Below are 18,871 nucleotides of genomic sequence, written 5' to 3'. Positions count from 1 at the left end.
CCGCCGACGTGGTGAAGGACTACGGGCGCACCGTCCTCCTCCCCGCCTCCTCGTCCCCGGGGGCGCTGGAGAAACTCTTCAAGCCCCTCACGGACCGCGCCCGGCGCGAGCTGAGGGAGGAGGGCTTTCCCCGGCCCCTCGTCGAGCGCATGGCCGACCTGCGCTACCAGGGCCAGTCCTACGAGATCACGGTGCCCATGAAAGGAAGGGGCGGCGGGAAGGGAGAGGGCGGCCTGCGCCGGCGCTTCGACGCCCTGCACCAGGCGCGCTTCGGCACCTCCAACCCCGAGCGGCCCGCCGAGATCGTGACGCTCCGGGTGCGGGCCATCGGGAAGGTCGAGAGCCCCCCCGCCGCGCGGGCGCCTTCGGGCGGGCGGGACGGCGCCCGGGCCCGGCTCGGCCATGCCCCCATGATCTTCGAGGGGAAGAAGGTCCGGGGCGCCCTCTACGAGCGGGCGCTCCTGCGGGCCGGGGACCGCTTCCGGGGCCCCGCCCTCGTCAGCGAGTTCAGCGCGACGACCGTGCTGCCGCCGGGGTGGACGTGCCGGGTGGACGGGCGGGGGAATCTGGTGTGCGAGGGGGCACAATGACTGAAGTGCCCAAAGCCTGTCATTCCGAGCGCAGCGAGGAATCTGCTTTTCAAGACGTGAAGCAGATTCCTCGGTCGCTGCGCTCCCTCGGAATGACATCCTGAGGGGGTGAAACAGGCGTGGCCAGGAAAATATCCCCCGACCCCATCCTCCTCGAGGTCTTCCGCAGCCTCTTCTTCTCGGCGTCGGAGGAGATGGGGGTGGCGCTCTGCCGCTCCTCGTTCTCGCCCAACATCAAGGAGCGGCGGGACTACTCCTGCGCCCTCTTCGACGCGGAGGGGCGGATGGCCGCCCAGGCCGCCCACCTGCCCGCCCACCTGGGCTCCATGCCCATGTCGGTCGAGTACGTGATCGGGCGGATGAGGCTCGACCCCGGGGACATGGTGGCGCTGAACGACCCCTTCCACGGGGGGAACCACCTGCCCGACATCACCCTGATCGCCCCGGTCTACGCGGGGAAGAGGCTCGTCTACTACGCCGCCAACCGGGCCCATCACGCCGACGTGGGGGGCTCGGCCCCGGGCTCGATGAGCATCACCACCGAGATCTTCCAGGACGGGGTGGTCATCCCGCCCGTCAGGCTCGTGCGCGGGGGGAAGGTAGAGGAAGACGTCCTGGCCCTCATTCTCGCCAACGTGCGCACCCCGGAGGAGCGGGAGGGGGACCTCTCGGCCCAGATCGCGGCGAACCGGGTGGGGGAGCGGCGGCTCCTCGAGATCATCGGCCGGCACGGGCTTCCGGCGGCGCTGCGCTACACCCGGGAGCTCCAGGCCTACGCCGAGAGGATGACGCGGGCCGCCATCCGGAGCATCCCGGACGGCGCCTACCGCTTCGAGGACTTCATGGACGACGACGGCGCGGGCTCGGGCCCCGTGCCCATCCGCGTCGAGGTCACGGTGAAGGGCGACCGGCTGCGGGTGGACTTCACGGGCTCCGCCCCCCAGACGCGGGGGAGCGTGAACGCGGTCGAGAGCATCGCCCGCACCGCGGCCTACTACGCCGTGCGCTGCCTCGTGCCCTACGACATCCCGAACAACGCGGGCTGCATGGACCCCATCGAAGTAATTGCGCCCCCGGGCACCGTGGTGAACAGCGTCTTCCCGGCGGCGGTGGCGGGCGGGAACGTCGAGACGAGCCAGCGGATGGTGGACGTTGTGCTGGGCGCCCTGGCCCAGGCCTGCCCCGGGATCGTCCCGGCCGCTTCGTGCGGGACGATGAACAACCTCTCCATCGGGGGGCTCGATCCCCGGCGGGGCCATCGCGGCGGAAAATCCTATGCCTACTACGAGACCACCGGGGGCGGGATGGGCGGAGGCCCCCTCGGCCCCGGCGAGGACGCCATCCACACCCACCTGACCAACACCATGAACACCCCGGTCGAGGCCCTGGAGCACGCCTACCCCTTCCGGGTGAGGCGCTACACCGTGCGGCGGGGGAGCGGCGGGCGGGGCCTCCACCGGGGGGGCGACGGCATCGTGCGCGAGATCGAGCTCAGGGCCGATGCCACCGTCTCCTTCATGACCGAGCGGCGGGTCCTCGCGCCCTATCCCTTGAAGGGTGGCCGGCCCGGGGCGACGGGGCGCAACAGCCTCCTCCGGGGCGGGAAGGCCATCCGCCTTCCGGGTAAGGCGCGGGTCGAGGCCCGGGCCGGGGACGTCATCCGGATCGAGACCCCGGGCGGCGGGGGGTGGGGGCGGCCGGGGAAGAAAGACAAGGCCAGCCTAAAGGGAAATCGCGGACGGGATAAGAACCCGTAGGGGCAGGCCCCCGTGCCTGCCCCACACCCAAAAGGGGCGGCCACGGGGGGCCGCCCCTACGGAGGCAGCCGGCCGGCGGGCAATGTAGGGGCGAGGCATGCCTCGCCCCTACGGATGGGATGATGCGGTTTTTCGTGTAGGGGCGGGTTTGAAACCCGTCCCTACGGACGTTTGCGCCGGGGGTGATTCCCCCCTTTCCGCGCGCGGCGGTTCCATGTATGATCCCGGGAAAGGACGAGGAGTCCATTCCGCGGTGCCACCTGCGAAAATAGGCGGCGCCGCCATTCTTTTGCCTCGCGACGCGGGGACGGAGAGGCCGGATGCCGGGGGATCGCTTTGCCTACCTGAACGGAGAGATCGTCGAGGAGGGCCTGGCGCGGGTTTCGCCCTTCGACCGGGGCTTCCTCTGGGGGGACGGGGTGTACGAGATCACCCCCTGCTTCGGGCACAAGCTCTACCGGCTGGACGACCACATCGACCGGCTCTACCGCTCGCTGCGCTACATCCGGGTGGACCCCGGCCTGAGCCAGCGGGAGATGCGCGAGGCCACCCTGGCGCTCCACGAGACGAATCTCTGCCGCATCGACCCGGAGGGCCTCTGCCGGGTGGGCCACTGGGTGACCCGCGGGGAGGATACCCCCTCGATGGCCGCGGGCGCCCCCCGCAAGGCGACGGTGTTCATCTTCCACCGGCCGGCGCCCCTCGATGACATCCCCGAGAAGTACGAGAAGGGCGTGCGCGTGTCGGTGACGCCCACCCGGCGGACGCCGCCCGAGTGCATCGAGGCGCGCGCCAAGGTGACGAGCAAGATGAACCAGATCCTGGCCGAGCTCGACGCCGCCGCGAGCGGCTCGCTCTCGCTCATGCTGGACATCCGGGGGAACGTGGCCGAGAATTCATCCGCCAACTTCTTCATGGTGCGGGACGGCGCGCTCTGGACGCCGCCCGAGCGGAACATCCTCGAGGGCGTCACCCGCAAGGCGGTCTTCGAGCTGGCCGCGCGGCTGGGCATCCCCTGCGAGGAGCGCGACTTCACCCTCTACGACCTGGCCCAGGCGGAGGAGTTCTTCCTCACCTCGAGCGCCATCTGCGCGCTTCCGGTGCGGGAGGTGGACAGCTTCCGCCCCAAGGCGCCCGTGCCAGGCCCCATCACCCGGCGGCTCATCGACGCCTTCGCCGGGGAGACGGGCTTCGACTTCCGCGTCCGCCGCGCCTCGCCGGGGGCGCCGGGCCGTCCGGACGCCGCGGGGATCGCGGCCAAGCCCGCGGCGGTGTGACCGGCCAATCGCCCATTCAGGGTTAGGAAGGAAGCGATGCCGTACTACCTGACACGCCGGAGCCTCCAGCGCCTCCGGGAGAAGGCCGAGGCCATCCAGCAGCGCCTCAAGACCGAGGTGGCCCAGGAGCTCGCCAAGGCGGCGGCCTACAAGGACCTGCGCGAGAACGCCGAGTGGGACGCGGCCATCGAGCTCCAGGCCACCCTCAAGCACGAGGTGGGCCGCATCCTCGAGCGCATCCAGGACGCGGCCCTCATCGAGGAGCTTCCCATCAACGGGGACAAGGTGACCATCGGCACCCAGGTCACCCTCCTCGACGTGGACAAGGACCAGGAGGTCACCTACAAGATCATGGGCGAGGAGGAGAGCAATCTCTCGAACGGCGTCATCGCCTACTCCGCCCCCCTCGCGAAGGGCATCCTCCAGCGCGAGCCCGGCGACGAGGTGACCGTCCAGCTCCCCGGCGGGAAGCGCACCTTCGAAGTGGTCTCCGTCCAGAAGATAGACTTCTCCAAGCTGCCGTGAACCGGCCCGGCGCCGCCGCCCCCGATCCGCGAGGCCGCGGGGGCGCGGGCATGGGCCCGGCGGACCCCCATCCCCTGAGCTTCGCCGCCGAGGCGGGCCGGCCGCCGGTGCCGCTGTGGGCGCCGGAGTGGCTCCCCCGCCTCATGCGCCTGCGGGTCTACCTCGCGGGGCTCCTTGCCTGGGGAGGGGCGGCCTACTTCATCGGGGCCGGCGCTGGGATGCGGGCGGCCCTCCTCGCCTGGATGGGCCTCCACTACGCGGCCCACCGCGCCTGGCACCTGCGCCGCCACGCCCGCGAGGCCGACCTCCTCCGGCGCCTCCTGGACGGCGGGGATGCCGTCGCCGCCTACTACCGCCGGGAGCGGAAGGGGGACGCCGGGGTGGCGAACCCGCTGCCCGACCTGGAGGCGGAGTTCGGGGAGCGGCCCGTGGCGCGGGTGGACCCGGCCCACCACCTCAGAAGGCGCCACGCGCGGCGGTGGCTCCGCCGCTTCTCCCGGCAGGGCGGGCGCGCCGGGGACGTGGGCTGCCTCGCCGGGGAGGTGAGCATCGAGCACGTCCGGGTCGGCCATCAGGTGTTCCTCTTCGACCTCGACACCCTCTCCCTCCGCCGGGCCGCCCGGAAGACCGGCCGGCCCGCCGTCCAGGCCGACGCCGCCCGGCTCCCGGTCCGCCGGGGCGCCTTCGGGCTCGTCACCTGCCTGGAGGTGGTCGAGCACCTGGCCGACCCGTCCCGGGCCATGCGCGAGATCGCGGACACTCTCGCGCCCGGCGGGGTCCTCATCGCCAGCACCGATAACACCGGATGCCTTCTCCCTTTCCACTTGCTCAACCCCCTCATCCTCCTGGAGCGCCTGGCCGGGCTCTTCTTCCCGGCCGTGCTTCCGCCTCGCAACCTGGTGAAGGAGGATCATGCCGCCGGCAAGGCCTACCCCCACGCGAGCTTCGATTGCGCGCAGATCGCCGCCCTGGCCGGAGGGGCGGGGCTCAGGCTCCTCTGGCTCGGGAGCTACGCCTTCCTGCCCGGCCTCCACCGCCCCGCCGCCCGGCTCTTCCCGGGCTGCACGGAGGAGCAGTACGCGCGTTTCGCCCTGCCCGCGGAGATCATCTTTCAGCGCGTTCCCCTGCTGTCGCGGATGGGGACGCACTGGGTCTTCGCCTGCGAGAAGCCGGGGGAATAGGCGGGGATGAAAAGATAGGGGGCAGGCCCCCGTGACTGCCCCGGAAGGATGGCCGCGGGGGCCTTCGCCCTCCGAAGGGCCTCCGTCTCCGGAGCAAAAGGCGTCGGCCCCCCGTAGGAGGGGCCGCCCCTGCGGAAGACTACAGAAGACACAAGGCACGATGTGTTTGTAGGGGCGGTTCGCGAACCGCCCCTACGGGGATTCAGGGGCGCGTAATTTTCGCCCGTGATGCCGGCGATTCACTCCGCCGGGTCTGGCCGGAGCGGCACGAGAATCTCCGTCCGGAGCTCTCCTTCCGCCACCTCGCGCGGATCGGTCAGGAGGCGCTCGGCGATGGGCCCCTCCCGGCGGCGGAATCCACCATGGGGCAGCCACTCGTCGAGGATGAGCCGAAGGGTCTCCTCGATCCCGTCATAGGGGCCGGCGTGGACGGCCGCGGCGTACCAGCCGCCCGGCGCCTCCGTCTCGTGGAGCCCTTCGGGGAGGGGGTGGCCGGGGAAGAGCGCCCAGCAGGCCTCGTAGCGGCCGTCCGGGTGGCGGAGGCCGAAGGCGGGGCCCGCGGAGGGGACACCCTTGCAGCGGAGGAGGAGCCGCCCCCACGCCCTGCCGACGGCCTCGGGGGTGGCGTCCCCTTCCACCGCCAGGGCGGCGCCGCGCTGGTGCTCCCGCTGCTCCACCCGGATCGTTTCTATGGCCATTTCCTGATCCCTTGCAACGGATGAATGTAGGGGCGCACGGCCGTGCGCCCCTACCCCCGCCCCCTCAAGGCGTCCCGCAGCACGCGCTGGGCGAGCTGGGCGCAGTGGCGCTTGTGGCGGGGGAGCCCGCCCACGCTCAGGGCGATCTCCTCGGCGGTCAGGGCCATCAGCTCCTCGGGCGTCTTGCCGCGCGCCAGGTCGGTCAGGCTGCTCATCGAGGCCGTGATGGCCCCGCAGCCCAGGATCTCCATCTTGGCCTCCGCGACCTTGCCCCCCTCGAAGCGCAGGTAGAGCGTCACCTCGTCCCCGCAGGCCGGGTTTGTGCCCCGGCCCACGGCGTCCGCGTTCTCGATCGTGCCGACGTTGTGGGGCTCGGCGATGTGGGCGAGGACGGTTTCGTTGTAGTGGTGCTCGTCCTTGTAGGCCGTCACCGCGCTTTCTCCCGGGGAGCCATGGCCCGCACCCGACGGACGGCCTCGGGCAACACCTCCAGGAGGCGGTCCACGTCCGCATCGGTGCTGCCCCACCCCAGGCTGAAGCGCAGCGACCCCCGGATCACCTCCATCGGGAGGCCCATGGCCAGGAGGACGTGGCTGGGCTCGGTCGAGCCCGCGCTGCAGGCCGAGCCCGTGCTCACGGCGATCCCCTCGAGGTCCAGCCGGATGAGCAGGGTCTCCCCCTCGGCGCCGGGGAAGCTCAGGTTGGCCGTCCCGGGCAGGCGGCGGTCCGGGTCCCCGTTCACCACCGTGTCCGGGATGCGCTCGCAGGCCTCGGCTTCCAGCCGGCCGCGCAGGGCGGCGAGGGAGCGGGCGAGCGCGGGTCCCTCCTCGCGGGCCAGCCGGCAGGCCTCGCCCAGCCCCACGATGCCCGGGACGTTCTCGGTGCCGGGCCGGATATCCCGCTCCTGGCCCCCCCCGGTCTGGAGCGGGGCGAGCCTTGCGCCCTTCCGCACGTAGAGGAAGCCCGCGCCCTTCGGGCCGTTGATCTTGTGGGCGCTCGCCGAGAGGAAGTCCGCCCCCAGCGCCCGCACGTCGATCCCGGCCTTGCCCAGCGCCTGCACGGCGTCGGTGTGGAATGGGACGCCCCGCTCCCGGCAGAGCGCCGCGATCTCCCGGACGGGCTGGAGGGTGCCCACCTCGTTGTTCCCCCACATGACGGAGACGAGGCGGGTGTCCGGGCGGATGGCGCCGGCGACGTCCCCGGCCGCCACCCGGCCGGCCTTGTCCGGCGGGACGTAGGTGACCTGGAGCCGGTCCGATTCGAGGGCCTTGCAGGTGTCGAGGACGGCGTGGTGCTCGACCGCCGTGGTGACGATGTGCCCCCCGCCCCCCGCCGCGGCCAGGGCGCCGCGCAGGGCCAGGTTGTCGCTCTCGGTGCCGCCCGAGGTAAAGAGGATCTCCTCGGGCTCCGCGCCGATGAGGGCGGCCGCCTGGGCGCGTGCCTCCTCCACCGCGGCGCGCGCCTCGCGCCCGAAGGAGTGGATGCTGTTGGGGTTGCCGAACAGGGCGCCCAGGCACCTCCGCATGGCCTCGGCCACCTCGGGCCGCACGGGGGTGGTGGCGTTGTGATCGAGATAGACCCGCCTCATTCCAGCTTCCGCCGCTCGCGGCCCGCCGACTCGTGGAGCTGGTCCAGCTCCCGCTCCAAATGGGCGATGCGGAGGTTGAGGGCCTGGATGGCCCCCTCGACGGGGTCGGGGAGCAGGTGGTGGTTGAAGGCCAGGGGCACGGGCTGATCGAGCTTGCCCTCGCCGTCCCGGAAGACGATGCGCGCCGGCACCCCCACCACCGTGCAGCCGGGCGGGACGTTCGAGATCACGACCGAGCCCGCCCCCACCCGGCTCCCCGCCCCGATGGCGTGGGGGCCCAGGATGCGGGCGCCCACCCCGACGACGACCCCTTCCTCCAGGGTGGGGTGGCGCTTCCCCTTCTGGAGGCTCACGCCCCCCAGAGTGACTCCGTGGTAGATGGTGCAGTTGCGCCCGATGATCGAGGTCTCGCCGATCACCACCCCCATCCCGTGGTCGATGAAGAAGCCCTCCGCGATCCGGGCGCCGGGGTGGATCTCGATGCCGGTCAGGAAGCGGCTGATGTGGCTCAGCCAGCGCGCGAGAAGGCAGAACCCGCGCTGCCAGATGAAGTGGGCCAGCCGGTGCATGACGATGGCGTGGAAGCCCGGGTAGCAGAGGATGACCTCGGCCTTGGAGCGGGCGGCCGGGTCGCGCTCCAGGGCGGCCTGGATGTCCTTCCGAATCAAATACATGGCCCGCCGCTGGAGGCGGAAGAGCGTGCGAAGCACGGGCGATCTCCCCAAAGGCTTCCGGCCCCGCCCGGGGCCGCTACGGCCATGGTAACACGAGGGGCGGGGGGTGGGGCGAGGGGGGGCCGTGATGGCTTTGTAGGGGCGCGCGGCCGCGCGCCCCTACGGATACCTTCCCTCGAAATAATCCCTCAGAATCTCGCCATGATCGAACGCCAGGGGAGGGAGGTCCTCCCGCCGGAAGACGGCGGCGCGGCGGGCGTCGTCCCGGCCCCGGAGGGCGCCTCCCACGGGCCGGGCGAGGAAGACCACGGTGACGTTGTGCTGGCGGGCGTCTCGGCGGGGGTCGCTGTAGGCGTGGAACTGGCGGAGGAGCTCGACGTCGAGCGAGGTTTCCTCCTTGGCCTCCCGGACGGCCGCCTCTTCCAGGGTTTCGCCGTAGTCCACGAAGCCCCCGGGGAGGGCCCAGCCGGGGGGCGGGTTCTTGCGCTCGATGAGGACCACGCCCCCCTCCATCTCGATGATCACGTCCACCGTCAGGTAGGGGGTCTTGAGGCCGGGCATGGGGTCGTCCCTCAATGCGGTTCCGCGCATTTCGTCCGTAGGGGCGAGGCATGCCTCGCCCCTACTTTCAGATAAGAGTCGAGGCCGCTTCTTGGCGGAGTCCTTGATTCCGCCTGGGGGGCCTTTAAAAGAATAAAGAGCGAGTGACGGCGTGGAAGGAATTATTGGGGCTGAGCCGACGAAAGCTCACATTCCCCCAAAGGGCGGCGTTTCAGGCTGCGCCGCCCTTTCTCGTTTCGGCGGCGCCACGGCCGAGGGATTCCGGAGCCTCCCGGAAGATGCGGAAGAACGGGCAAACCCGGAAATGTGAAGTGCCGTCGCAGAAGTCCCGCTTCACCTCGGCCGGCGGTTCAAAGATTTCCCCGGTGCCCGGGTTGAAGCACAGCAACCCGAAATCTTCGGAGTGGGCCTGCAACGGGCACGTCTCAAGCCGGACGGCCTCGGGTCCGCCCGCGGAGGCGGCCGCCGGGCCATCGAGGCAGTCGCCGCAAACAACGTGGGACACGGGGACGAATCTCCGGAGCGAGTCGCTCACCCAAAGCTCGGCGATCGGGCCCGGAAGCCCGAGGCTGTGATACCCCCCGTCCGTCCCCAGGATCTTGAAGCAATGGCAGCACTGCTTGAGCATCACCCCTCCAATCCGCAGAGCAGTTCTTCATCCCTGTGCCGCGCCTGGATTTCCTCGACCTCCTCCAATCGATCGAAGAAGACTTCGAGCACGCGGGGGTCGAAATGCGTGCCGCGCCCCTCCTGCATGAGCGCGTATGCCTCTTCATTGGGGAAGGCCTTCTTGTAGGGCCGCGGGCTCGTCAGGGCGTCGAAGACGTCGGCCACGGCGCAAATGCGCCCCCACAGCGGGATCTCCTCCTCCCGCAGGCCGGCCGGGTAGCCGCTCCCGTCCCAGCGCTCGTGGTGGGAGAGGGCGATCACCTCCCCCGCCCGCAAGAGATCCGAAGAGGAGCCCCCGAGGATGCGGCTGCCGATGACGGTGTGCTGCTTCATCACCCGCCACTCCTCCTCGTCGAGCCTGCCGGGCTTGAGCAGGTTCTTGTCGGGGATGCCCAGCTTCCCCACGTCGTGCATCGGGCTCGCCCGGAAGACCATCTCCACCTCGCCCGGCGGGAGGCCCAGGCCGCGGGCGACGAGGGAGGAGAAGCGGCTCATTCGCTTGATGTGAGCCCCCGTGTCCTTGTCCTTGAGCTCGGCGGCCACGGCGAGACGGTGGATGGTCTCCAGCTGCGCCTCGTGGGCCATGCGCTGGGCGTTGGCCATTTCCTCGAGCGACTTGCGCAGGATGGAAGTCCGCTTCTCGAGCATCTCCTGGAGCTCCGCGCGGGTGCGCTTGATCTCGTCCTGGGCCTCTTTCATCTTGAGGAGGAAGGACATGCGCACCGAGAGCTCCGTGGAGTCGACCGGTTTCGAGATGAAGTCGTTCGCCCCGACCCGGATGGAGCGGATGCGCTCCTCCTTGCTGTCCATCCCCGTCACCATGAGGACGGGCAGGTCGGCCGTCTCGGGGTCCTCGCGGAGCTGCCGGACCACTTCGAACCCGTCGATCCCGGGCATCACGATGTCGAGGAGCACGAGGTCGAAGCCCAGCCGCACCTTGGCGAGCGCCTCGAACCCGTCCCGCGCGTCCTCCGCCTCATGGCCCATGTACTCCACCATGGCCATCAGCAGGAGCCGGCTTCGCATATCGTCGTCCACGATCAAGACGCGCTTCATTCCTGGACCGTTCCCTCCAATGGAAGGGGCTTCCCATTGGGTTTCCATGGATTCGCCCTCTGTCCCCCGCACCCTCCCGCGCTCCGGGAAGTAGGGGCACGTCGCGTAGGCGGAGAAGCAGAATTTCCCGAGGAGAGATTGCACGCGGTGGGGCAGCCTCGCGCGGCGTCTCCCCCCGCCGGTTCCCGGGATTTGGGCGGCGGCGGGGCTTGAAGCCCAGTTTCACGATGGCTCCGCGCACCCTCCTGTACATTCAACCCGGCCCGGGAATATCTTTGTTTCCGCGAAATTAACACCCCTATATCCCATTTATTCCCAGGCTCAGATCTTTTCATGGTGCCGGCCAGCCCGGCCGCATCGGGGGTTTTCTCCCCCGCGGCCCTGGAGGGTCAGGGCCCAGCCGGGCGGGAGGGCCTGCGCTCGATGAGGACGGCGTCCCCCTCCATCTCGATGTTCCACCGTCAGGCAGGGGGTCTTGGGGCCGGGCATGATCGTCCTTTCCACGTGGTTGGTTTAGGTATCCCGTAGGGGCGTTCCATGGAACGCCCCTACAAACGTCCCTTGCCGATTCGAATCTGTAGGGGCGGTTCGCGAACCGCCCCTACAGAAAATGCCCTCAGGTGTCCTTGCCTTCCGCCCCCGGGTTGCGGCCCCCCGGAGGGGGCTTCTATAATGGGCCGCACTGGGGGATTTTCCTCTCATCCGGCTCATTTTCCAAGGATTCCCGAAACGCCTCCCGCGGCGGAGAGAGCGCCATGATCAAATACAACATGGCCCCCACGGCCCGCCGGCTGGTGGAGCAGGTCTTGGCCGTGAAGCCGGGGGAGCGGGCCATCCTCGTCACCGATCCGGACCGCCCCGCTTCCATCACCGAGGCCCTGGCCCACGCCCTGAGCGGGGCGGGGGCGAAGCTGGCCATCATGCACATGCCGCCCCACCAGATGGGGGGGGTCGACCCCCTGCCCCAGGTGGGGGCGGCCATGGCGGCCTCGGACGTGGTGGTGCTCCAGACGAGCTTCGCCACGGTCCACACCGACACCGCCCGGGCGGCCTTGAAGAAGGGCGCCCGCATCCTGGACATGTGGGGCTGGCGGGAGGACATGATGGTGGCCGGGGGCGCCCTCGCCGACTACGACGAGGTGGCGCGCACCACCCGCAAGCTCTCGGACATCCTCACCCGGGCCAAGCGGGGCCGCTTCACCACCCCCGAGGGCTCGGACATGCGCTTCTCCCTGGAGGGACGCACCTGCTTCCCCCTGGTCGGGGTGGCGCGGAATCCGGGGGAGTTCACCGCCGTGCCGGACGGGGAGGCCGCCATGAGCCCGGTGGAGGGCTCGGCGGAGGGGGTGATGGTCAACCCCTTCTCCATCGAGCGCAAGGACCTGGGCTTCGTGAAGGAGCCCATCCGCCTGGAGGTGCGGGGAGGCAAGGTCGCCTCCATCACGGGGAGCCCCGCGGCCGAGCGCTTCTGGCGGCTCCTGGAGGAGTACGGCGAGCTGGCCAAGAACGTGGCCGAGTTCGCCATCGGCACCAACCCCGCCTGCCGCGCCCGAGAGACGATGCGCGAGGCCAAGAAGGCCTGGGGCACCTGCCATATGGCCGTGGGGGACAGCGGGAGCATCGGGGGGAAGGTCGTCGCCCCCCTGCACGTGGACATGATCTTCGACCGCCCCACCGTCTGGGCGGACGATCAGGTCATCGTGAAGGACGGCAAGATCACCGTCTGACGCTTCGATTCCGCCCGCCTCGCACCGCCGGAGGTTCCGTGACCCAGACCTCGTCCGCGACCGTCCTCAAGGGAAAGCCCGTCGCCGACAAGCTGCTCGGCGAGCTCCAGGCCGCGATCCCCGGCCTCGCCTCCCGCGCGGGACGCCCGCCGGGCCTGGCCGTCGTCCTGGTGGGGGAGGACCCCGCCTCCCAGGTCTACGTGCGCCTCAAGGGCAAGAAGGCCAACGAGCTGGGCATCGCCACCTTCGACCACCGGCTCCCCGCGGAAACCTCGCAGCGCGATCTCGAAGGATTGCTCGACAGGCTGAACGCCGACCCGGCGGTGGACGGCATTCTCGTCCAGCTTCCCCTGCCCAAGCAGATCAAGGAGGAGGCCGTGCTGCGCCGGGTGGCCCTCGGGAAGGACGTGGACGTCTTCCACCCCGAGAACTTCGGCCTCCTCGCCCCCAAGCAGGGCCTGCTCAAGCCATGCACCCCGGCCGGGGTGATCGAGATGCTCAAGCACTACGAGATCGAGATCTCGGGCAAGCGCGCCGTGGTGATCGGGCGGAGCAAGATCGTGGGCCTGCCGCTCTCGCTTCTCCTCCTGCACGAGAACGCGACCGTCACCATTTGCCACTCCCGCACGAGGGACATCCCCGCCGTGGCGCGCGAGGCGGACATCGTGGTCGCCGCCATCGGCAAGGCCCGCTTCGTCACGGCGGACATGGTGCGCGAGGGGGCCGTGGTGGTGGACGTGGGGATCAACCGGGTGGGGGAGAAGCTCGTGGGAGACTGCGACTATGAGGCCCTCCTCCCCAAGGTCTCGGCCATCACCCCCGTGCCCGGAGGCGTGGGCCCCATGACCATCGCCATGCTCATGGTGAACACCGTGCGCGCCTTCCGCCTCCGCGCCCTGGGAGAGGGCCGCTGATGGTGGACCTCCTCGGGCCGCGGGCCGCCCCCGCCCGGCCTCCCGTCCTCACCGTCTCCCAGCTCAACGCCCGGGTGAAGGGGCTGCTGGAGGAGGAGTTCCGCGAGGTGCTGGTGGAGGGAGAGATCTCCTCCTGGCGCCTCTACCCCTCGGGCCACGCCTATTTCGACCTCAAGGACGCCGCCTCCAAGGCGGGGGCGGTGATGTTCTCGGGGCGGAGGCGCTTCCTCCGCTTCCAGCCCCAGGACGGGATGCGCGTCCTCGTCCGCTGCCAGATCACCCTCTACGAGCGGGACGGGCGCTTCCAGATCTGCGCCCTCTCGATGGAGCCCCTGGGGGAGGGTGCGCTGGAGGTGGCCTTCCGCCAGCTCCACCAGCGCCTGGCGCTGGAGGGCCTCTTCGACCCCTCGCGCAAGGTGCCCCTGCCCGAGCGCCCCCGCCGGGTGGCCCTCGTCACGAGCCGCGAGGGCGCGGCGCTGCGGGACATGCTCCGGGTCTTGCGGGAGAGCGCGCCCATCGTCGAGGTGGTCGTGGTGCACACCCGCGTCCAGGGCGAGGGCGCCGCCGCCTCCGTCGCGGCGGCGCTGCGGCGGGCGGACCGGGGCCTCGCGCGGCTGGGGCGCCCCGCCGACCTCATCATCGTGGGCCGGGGCGGGGGGAGCCGGGAGGACCTCTGGGCCTTCAACGAGGAGGAGGCCGCGCGCGCCGTCGCCGCCTGCGAGACCCCCGTGCTCTCGGCGGTGGGCCACGAGATCGACACCGCCCTCACCGACCTCGCCGCGGACGAGTTCGCCTCCACCCCCACGGCGGCGGCCGAGCGTGCGGCCCGGGGCTGGCTGGCGCTCGCGCGCGACCTCCGGCGGTTCCCCCTCCCCCTGGCGCGCTGCGCCCGCGCCCGGCTGGACGCGGCGGAGGAGCGGCTCGCCGATCTGGGCCGGGAGCGCGCCTTCCGCCGGCCCGAGGCGGGCCTCGAGGCCCTGGCCCAGCGGATGGACGGGCTCTTCCGCCGCCTCTTCCGGGAGACGCGCCACGCGGGCCGGGCGCGGGAGGCGGCGCTGGCCGCCTTCGTGCCGCGCCTCCAGGCCGCCTCGCCGCGGGTCCGGGTCCAGGCGTGCGGGGAGAGCCTGGTGGATCGGCTGAAGCGGCTCGCGGCCGCCCAGGCCCGGCTGCGGGAGAGAAAGGAATCCGCCCTGGCCGCCCAGGCGGGGCGGCTGGAAGGGGTGTCGCCCCTGGCCGTCCTGGCCCGGGGCTACAGCCTGGCCTACCGGGAGCGGGACGGCGCCCTCCTCCGCGAGGCGGGCCAGGCCCCGCCCGGGGAGCGGGTGCGCCTCCGGCTCCACCGGGGGACGCTGGTCTGCCGGGTCGAGGAGAGCCGGGGAGAAGGCGGCACCGCCGCCCCTCCCGCGAGCCCCTCGGGGTAAAATTCGCCGGATTGATCGCTGGCCGCCGCATATGCGCGGCCAGCGCTCTCGTGGCGCGGCCCCTCTCTTCCAAAGGGAGAGCAGCCGTGTTTCTCCCCCTCCCTCCGGGAGGGGGTAGGGGGGGAGGGAAAAGCCTTATGGGAATCTTCCCCCTCCCCCTCCCCCGGAGGGGGAGGGGGAAAACCGACGAGGCATGTTGTTCTTTGGCACACGGGCAGGGCGGCGCGGTTCAGGGGCACCCCAATCGGAGGGAAATTCGGCATGAGCGCCGCGAGGAAGGGCGGGGACAGCAAGGGGCCCGAGGGCGGCCCGCCCAAGAGCTTCGAGGAGGCGCTCGAGCGCCTGGAGGCCATCGTCGAGGAGCTGGAGGGCGGGGAGCCCCCGCTGGAGAAGGCGGTGGGGCTCTACGAGGAGGGGGTGGGCCTCTTCCGCTTCTGCCGCCAACAGCTCGACGCGGCCCAGAAGCGCATCGAGGAGCTGGCGGGGGAGACCGAGGACGCCCTCTCCCTCCAGGCCTTCGAGGAGGACGAGGAAGAGGACGAGGAGGACGATGAATCCTGAGGCCGCCGTGGACGCCGAGGCCTACCTGCGCGAGTGGGCGGCGCGCGTCGAGGAGGAGCTCGGCCGGCGCGTGCCCGAGCGGGGCGGGGCGCCGCCCGAGATGTACCGTGTCATGCGCTACAGCCTCCTCGCGGGAGGCAAGCGCCTGCGGCCGGTGCTGTGCGCCGCGGGGGCCGAGGCCGTGGGGGGCGACCCCGGGGCCGTGCTGCCGGCGGCCTGCGCGCTGGAGTGCATCCACACCTACTCGCTCATCCACGACGATCTGCCCGCCATGGACGACGACGATCTCAGGCGGGGCCTCCCCACCAACCACAAGGTGCACGGCGAGGCCGCGGCCATCCTCGCGGGGGACGGCCTCCTCACCCTCGCCTTCGGCCTCATGGCGGACGAGGAGATGGTCCGCCGGGCGGGGGCCGGGCGGGTGCTCGAAGGGGTGCGCATGCTGGCCGAGGCAGCGGGCGCCCCCGGGATGGTGGGGGGGCAGCTCCTCGACATCCGCGCGGGCGGGAAGGTGAGCGCCCCCCGGGAGCTCGAGGAGATCCACCGGCTCAAGACGGGCGCCATGATCCGCTGCTCGGTCAGCCTGGGGGGGCTCCTGGGCGGAGGGGACGCGGGGGCGCTCCGGGCGCTCGCCCGCTACGGCGAGCGCGCGGGGCTGGCCTTCCAGATCGTGGACGACATCCTGAACGTGGAGGGGAGCCCCGAGCAGATGGGGAAGGCGGCCGGCTCGGACGCCGCGCACGGGAAGGCGGCTTACCCGGCCCTCCACGGCCTCGAGGCCTCGAAGCGCATGGCGCGGGAGGCCTGCGAGGAGGCGCTCGCCGCCCTTTCGCCCCTGCCGGGCGGGGCGCCCGCCCTGGCGGGGCTGGTTCGTTTTATTGTCTTGCGGAGATCCTGAACATTCCTTAGGATCGTGATTCTCCCGGAGGGGGCCCCGGAAGGGACCGGCTGCCCGCTCGTCCCCCGTTCGCGATGGCTTCGGAGAAGAGACGACGATGGGCGAGCTGCTGGAGCGCGTCAACTGCCCGGCCGACCTGCGGGAGCTTCCCCAGGAGGCCCTGCCGCAGGTCGCGAGCGAGCTGCGGGACATGATCATCCAGGTGACCTCCATGACGGGGGGCCACCTGGGCGCCTCCCTCGGCGCGGCCGAGCTGGTGGTGGCGCTCCACTACATCTACGACACCCCCCGCGACAAGCTCATCTGGGACGTGGGCCACCAGGCCTACGCCCACAAGATCCTCACCGGCCGCCGGGACCGCTTCCACACCCTGCGGCAGTGGGAGGGAATTTCGGGCTTCCCGGACCGGCGGGAGAGCGAGTACGACCACTTCAACGTGGCCCACGGCGGCACCTCCATCTCCGCCGCGCTCGGGATGGCGGCGGCCCGCGACCTCGCGGGGGAGGACTTCCACGTCGTCGCCGTCATCGGGGACGGCAGCCTCACCGCCGGCATGGCGATGGAGGCCCTCAACAACGCGGGCGACGCCGGCCGGAACCTCACCGTCATCCTGAACGACAACAAGATGGGCATCTCGCCCAACGTGGGGGCCATGTGCTCCTACCTCGCCCGCATCATGACGGGCGAGTGGGCCAACCGCGCCCGCAAGGTGCGCGACGAGGTGCAGAAGCTCCTCTCGCACGTCCCCCTGGTGGGCGAGACGGCGGTGGGCTTCATGGAGAAGTTCGAGGACTCGCTCAAGAACCTCGTCGTGCCGGGGATGCTCTTCGAGGAGCTGGGCTTCCGCTATATCGGCCCGGTGGACGGCCACCGGCTCGACCTCCTCATCCCCACCCTGCGCAACGTGCGGAACCTCAAGGGGCCGAACCTCGTCCACGTCATCACCCGCAAGGGCCACGGCTACCCCTACAGCGAGGCGGAGCCCGTCACCTACCACGGCGTCACCCAGTTCGACCCCGAGACGGGCAAGTTCAAGAAGAAGGCCGCCGGGCCGCCGAGCTACTCCAAGGTGTTCGCCGACACCCTGGCCAAGCTCAGCCGCGAGGACAAGAAGATCGTCGCCATCACCGCGGCCATGCTGGAGGGCACGGCCCTCACCGGCTACCAGAAGGAGTTCCCGGACCGCTGCTTCGACGTGGGCATGTGCGAGCAGCACGCCGTCACCTTCGCGGCCGGGCTCGCGCTCCGGGGCTACAAGCCCGTGGCCGCCATCTACAGCACCTTCCTCCAGCGGGCCTACGACCAGATCGTCCACGACGTCTGCCTGACGAACGTCCCCGTCACCTTCGCCCTGGACCGGGGCGGCCTCGTGGGGGACGACGGCCCCACCCACCAGGGGGCCTTCGACCTCGCCTACCTGCGCTGCATCCCCAACATGGTGGTGATGTCCCCCAAGGACGAGAACGAGCTCCAGCGCATGCTGCTCACCGCCATCGGGCACCCCGGCCCGGCCGCCGTCCGCTTCCCGCGCGGGGCGGGCGAGGGCGTGCCGATGGAGGAAGAGATCAAGCCCCTCGCCCTCGGCGAGGCCGAGCTCCTCCGCGAGGGGGAGGACGTGGCCCTCGTCGCCCTGGGCCCCATGGTGGGCCTCGCGATGGAGTCCGCCGCCCAGCTCGCCGAGCTGCGCATCCGGGCGGCGGTGCTGAACCTGCGCTTCGTGAAGCCCCTCGACGAGGCGCGGGTGCTGGGCCTGGCGCGCAAGTGCCGCCGTGTCGTGACGATCGAGGAAGGCTGCCTCATGGGCGGGATGGGCTCGGCCGTGCTGGAGCTCCTGGCCGCCAAGGGCCTCGCGGGCGTGCGGGTGAGGAACCTGGGCCTCCCCGACCGCTTCATCGAGCACGGGGCGCCCCAGATCCAGCGCGAGCACTGCGGCCTCACCCCCGGCGACATCACCCAGGCCGCGCGCGACCTCATCGAGGCGGAGGACCCCGGCGAGACCGCCGGACATGGCAAGAACCGAAAGGCTGGATAAGCTCCTCGTCGCCCGGGGCCTCGCCCCGAGCCGCGAGCGGGCCCAGGGCCTCATCCTCGCCGGGCGCGTCCTGGTCGAGGGCAAGTCCGTCCAGAAGGCGGGTGCCCCGACGGCCCCGGACGCCGGCATCTCCCTCCTCGAAGACCCCGTCCCCTACGCCAGCCGCGGCGGGCTCAAGCTCGCGGGCGCCCTGGACGCCTTCGGCCTCTCCCCCGAGGGCCGGCTCTGCCTCGACGTGGGCGCCTCGACGGGGGGCTTCACCGACTGCCTCCTCCAGCGCGGGGCCCGCCGCGTCGTCTGCGTGGACGTGGGCAAGGGCCTCCTCGACTGGAAGCTCCGCAACGACCCCCGCGTCACCCTCCTGGAGGGCGTGAACGCCCGCCACCTCACCCCCGGGGCCTTCCGGGCCGCGGCGGGGGAGGAGCGGCCCACGCTCGCCGTCATCGACGTCTCCTTCATCTCCGCCACCAAGGTGCTCCTCCCCGTCCGCGCCCTCCTGGCCCCGGGGGCCGACATCCTCGTCCTCGTCAAGCCCCAGTTCGAGGTGGGGAAGGGGAAGGTGGGGAAGGGGGGCATCGTCCGCGACCCGGCCCTGCACGCCGAGGCCGTCGCGGGCGTCCGCGCGTTCGCCGGGGAGAACGGTTTGTCCTTCCGGGCACTGTGCGAGAGCCCCATCACGGGCACGAAGGGGAACAAGGAGTTTTTCGTGTGGGTGGGGGGGGATAACACTGAGTAGTAGGAG

General features: G+C 71.3%; 19 protein-coding genes. 12 read left to right on the top strand and 7 right to left on the bottom strand.

From position 1 onward, the window contains the following. The 5 genes from HYZ11_16780 to HYZ11_16760 all read left to right on the top strand — a co-directional run. The coding region (locus HYZ11_16780) for a hydantoinase/oxoprolinase family protein (protein ID MBI3129265.1) at positions 1-590 on the top strand (590 nt) is incomplete at its 5' end. 131 nt (positions 591-721) lie between these two features. Then, positions 722-2,347, top strand: a complete 1,626-nt coding sequence (locus HYZ11_16775) for a hydantoinase B/oxoprolinase family protein (protein MBI3129264.1) — start codon at positions 722-724, stop codon at positions 2,345-2,347. A 320-nt stretch (positions 2,348-2,667) separates the two neighbouring features. Next, a complete protein-coding gene (locus HYZ11_16770; protein ID MBI3129263.1) occupies positions 2,668-3,624 on the top strand; it encodes an aminotransferase class IV in 957 nt (318 codons plus the stop codon). Positions 3,625-3,660: 36 nt separating this feature from the next. Further along, complete coding sequence (locus tag HYZ11_16765; GenBank protein MBI3129262.1) at positions 3,661-4,149, top strand: transcription elongation factor GreA; 489 nt, start codon at positions 3,661-3,663, stop codon at positions 4,147-4,149. Between the two features lie 50 nt (positions 4,150-4,199). Beyond that, on the top strand, positions 4,200-5,330 hold the full coding sequence (locus HYZ11_16760) for a class I SAM-dependent methyltransferase (GenBank protein ID MBI3129261.1): 1,131 nt from the start codon (positions 4,200-4,202) through the stop codon (positions 5,328-5,330). Positions 5,331-5,569: 239 nt separating this feature from the next. On the opposite strand, the gene HYZ11_16755 is transcribed toward HYZ11_16760, so the two are convergent. The 7 genes from HYZ11_16755 to HYZ11_16725 all read right to left on the bottom strand — a co-directional run bounded on the left by HYZ11_16755 (position 5,570) and on the right by HYZ11_16725 (position 10,624). Further along, positions 5,570-6,028, bottom strand: coding sequence for a GyrI-like domain-containing protein (locus tag HYZ11_16755; GenBank protein MBI3129260.1), 459 nt, complete (start codon positions 6,026-6,028; stop codon positions 5,570-5,572). Positions 6,029-6,078: 50 nt separating this feature from the next. Then, positions 6,079-6,459 carry an iron-sulfur cluster assembly scaffold protein gene (locus HYZ11_16750; protein MBI3129259.1) on the bottom strand — a complete coding sequence of 127 codons (381 nt, stop codon included), beginning with the start codon at positions 6,457-6,459 and terminating at the stop codon, positions 6,079-6,081. Next, on the bottom strand, positions 6,456-7,616 hold the full coding sequence (locus tag HYZ11_16745; GenBank protein ID MBI3129258.1) for a cysteine desulfurase: 1,161 nt from the start codon (positions 7,614-7,616) through the stop codon (positions 6,456-6,458). Before HYZ11_16745 ends, HYZ11_16750 begins: the two co-directional genes overlap by 4 nt. Next, the gene (gene cysE / locus HYZ11_16740; GenBank protein ID MBI3129257.1) at positions 7,613-8,290 is read right to left on the bottom strand and encodes a serine O-acetyltransferase; all 678 of its coding nucleotides are present in this window, start codon (positions 8,288-8,290) and stop codon (positions 7,613-7,615) included. Before cysE ends, HYZ11_16745 begins: the two co-directional genes overlap by 4 nt. 159 nt (positions 8,291-8,449) lie before the next feature. After that, entirely contained in the window at positions 8,450-8,851 is a 402-nt protein-coding gene (locus HYZ11_16735; protein MBI3129256.1) for an NUDIX hydrolase, read from the bottom strand. A 211-nt stretch (positions 8,852-9,062) separates the two neighbouring features. After that, positions 9,063-9,479, bottom strand: a complete 417-nt coding sequence (locus HYZ11_16730; GenBank protein ID MBI3129255.1) for a hypothetical protein — start codon at positions 9,477-9,479, stop codon at positions 9,063-9,065. Continuing rightward, on the bottom strand, positions 9,479-10,624 hold the full coding sequence (locus tag HYZ11_16725; GenBank protein ID MBI3129254.1) for a response regulator: 1,146 nt from the start codon (positions 10,622-10,624) through the stop codon (positions 9,479-9,481). The genes HYZ11_16730 and HYZ11_16725 overlap by 1 nt, the downstream gene beginning before the upstream one ends. Positions 10,625-11,331: 707 nt before the next feature. Here HYZ11_16725 and HYZ11_16720 point away from each other — a divergent pair. The 7 genes from HYZ11_16720 (at position 11,332) to HYZ11_16690 (ending at position 18,865) form a co-directional block, all read left to right on the top strand. Continuing rightward, the gene (locus tag HYZ11_16720; protein MBI3129253.1) at positions 11,332-12,303 is read left to right on the top strand and encodes an aminopeptidase; all 972 of its coding nucleotides are present in this window, start codon (positions 11,332-11,334) and stop codon (positions 12,301-12,303) included. A gap of 38 nt (positions 12,304-12,341) precedes the next feature. Then, positions 12,342-13,217, top strand: coding sequence for a bifunctional methylenetetrahydrofolate dehydrogenase/methenyltetrahydrofolate cyclohydrolase FolD (gene folD / locus HYZ11_16715; GenBank protein ID MBI3129252.1), 876 nt, complete (start codon positions 12,342-12,344; stop codon positions 13,215-13,217). Further along, positions 13,217-14,638, top strand: a complete 1,422-nt coding sequence (xseA, locus tag HYZ11_16710) for an exodeoxyribonuclease VII large subunit (protein ID MBI3129251.1) — start codon at positions 13,217-13,219, stop codon at positions 14,636-14,638. The genes folD and xseA overlap by 1 nt, the downstream gene beginning before the upstream one ends. A gap of 261 nt (positions 14,639-14,899) precedes the next feature. After that, positions 14,900-15,199 carry an exodeoxyribonuclease VII small subunit gene (gene xseB, locus HYZ11_16705; GenBank protein MBI3129250.1) on the top strand — a complete coding sequence of 100 codons (300 nt, stop codon included), beginning with the start codon at positions 14,900-14,902 and terminating at the stop codon, positions 15,197-15,199. A 7-nt stretch (positions 15,200-15,206) separates the two neighbouring features. Further along, positions 15,207-16,097: a polyprenyl synthetase family protein gene (locus tag HYZ11_16700; GenBank protein MBI3129249.1), complete on the top strand. Its 891-nt coding sequence runs from the start codon at positions 15,207-15,209 to the stop codon at positions 16,095-16,097. Between the two features lie 97 nt (positions 16,098-16,194). After that, positions 16,195-18,129 (top strand): 1-deoxy-D-xylulose-5-phosphate synthase, encoded by a 1,935-nt coding sequence (locus HYZ11_16695; GenBank protein MBI3129248.1) that lies wholly within the window; start codon positions 16,195-16,197, stop codon positions 18,127-18,129. Continuing rightward, a complete protein-coding gene (locus tag HYZ11_16690; protein MBI3129247.1) occupies positions 18,104-18,865 on the top strand; it encodes a TlyA family RNA methyltransferase in 762 nt (253 codons plus the stop codon). The genes HYZ11_16695 and HYZ11_16690 overlap by 26 nt, the downstream gene beginning before the upstream one ends. Positions 18,866-18,871 lie beyond the last annotated feature (6 nt).

The organism is Candidatus Tectomicrobia bacterium (assembly GCA_016192135.1).
GTDB lineage: Bacteria > UBA8248 > UBA8248 > UBA8248 > UBA8248 > 2-12-FULL-69-37.
This window is presented reverse-complemented; position numbering and strand designations above follow the sequence as displayed.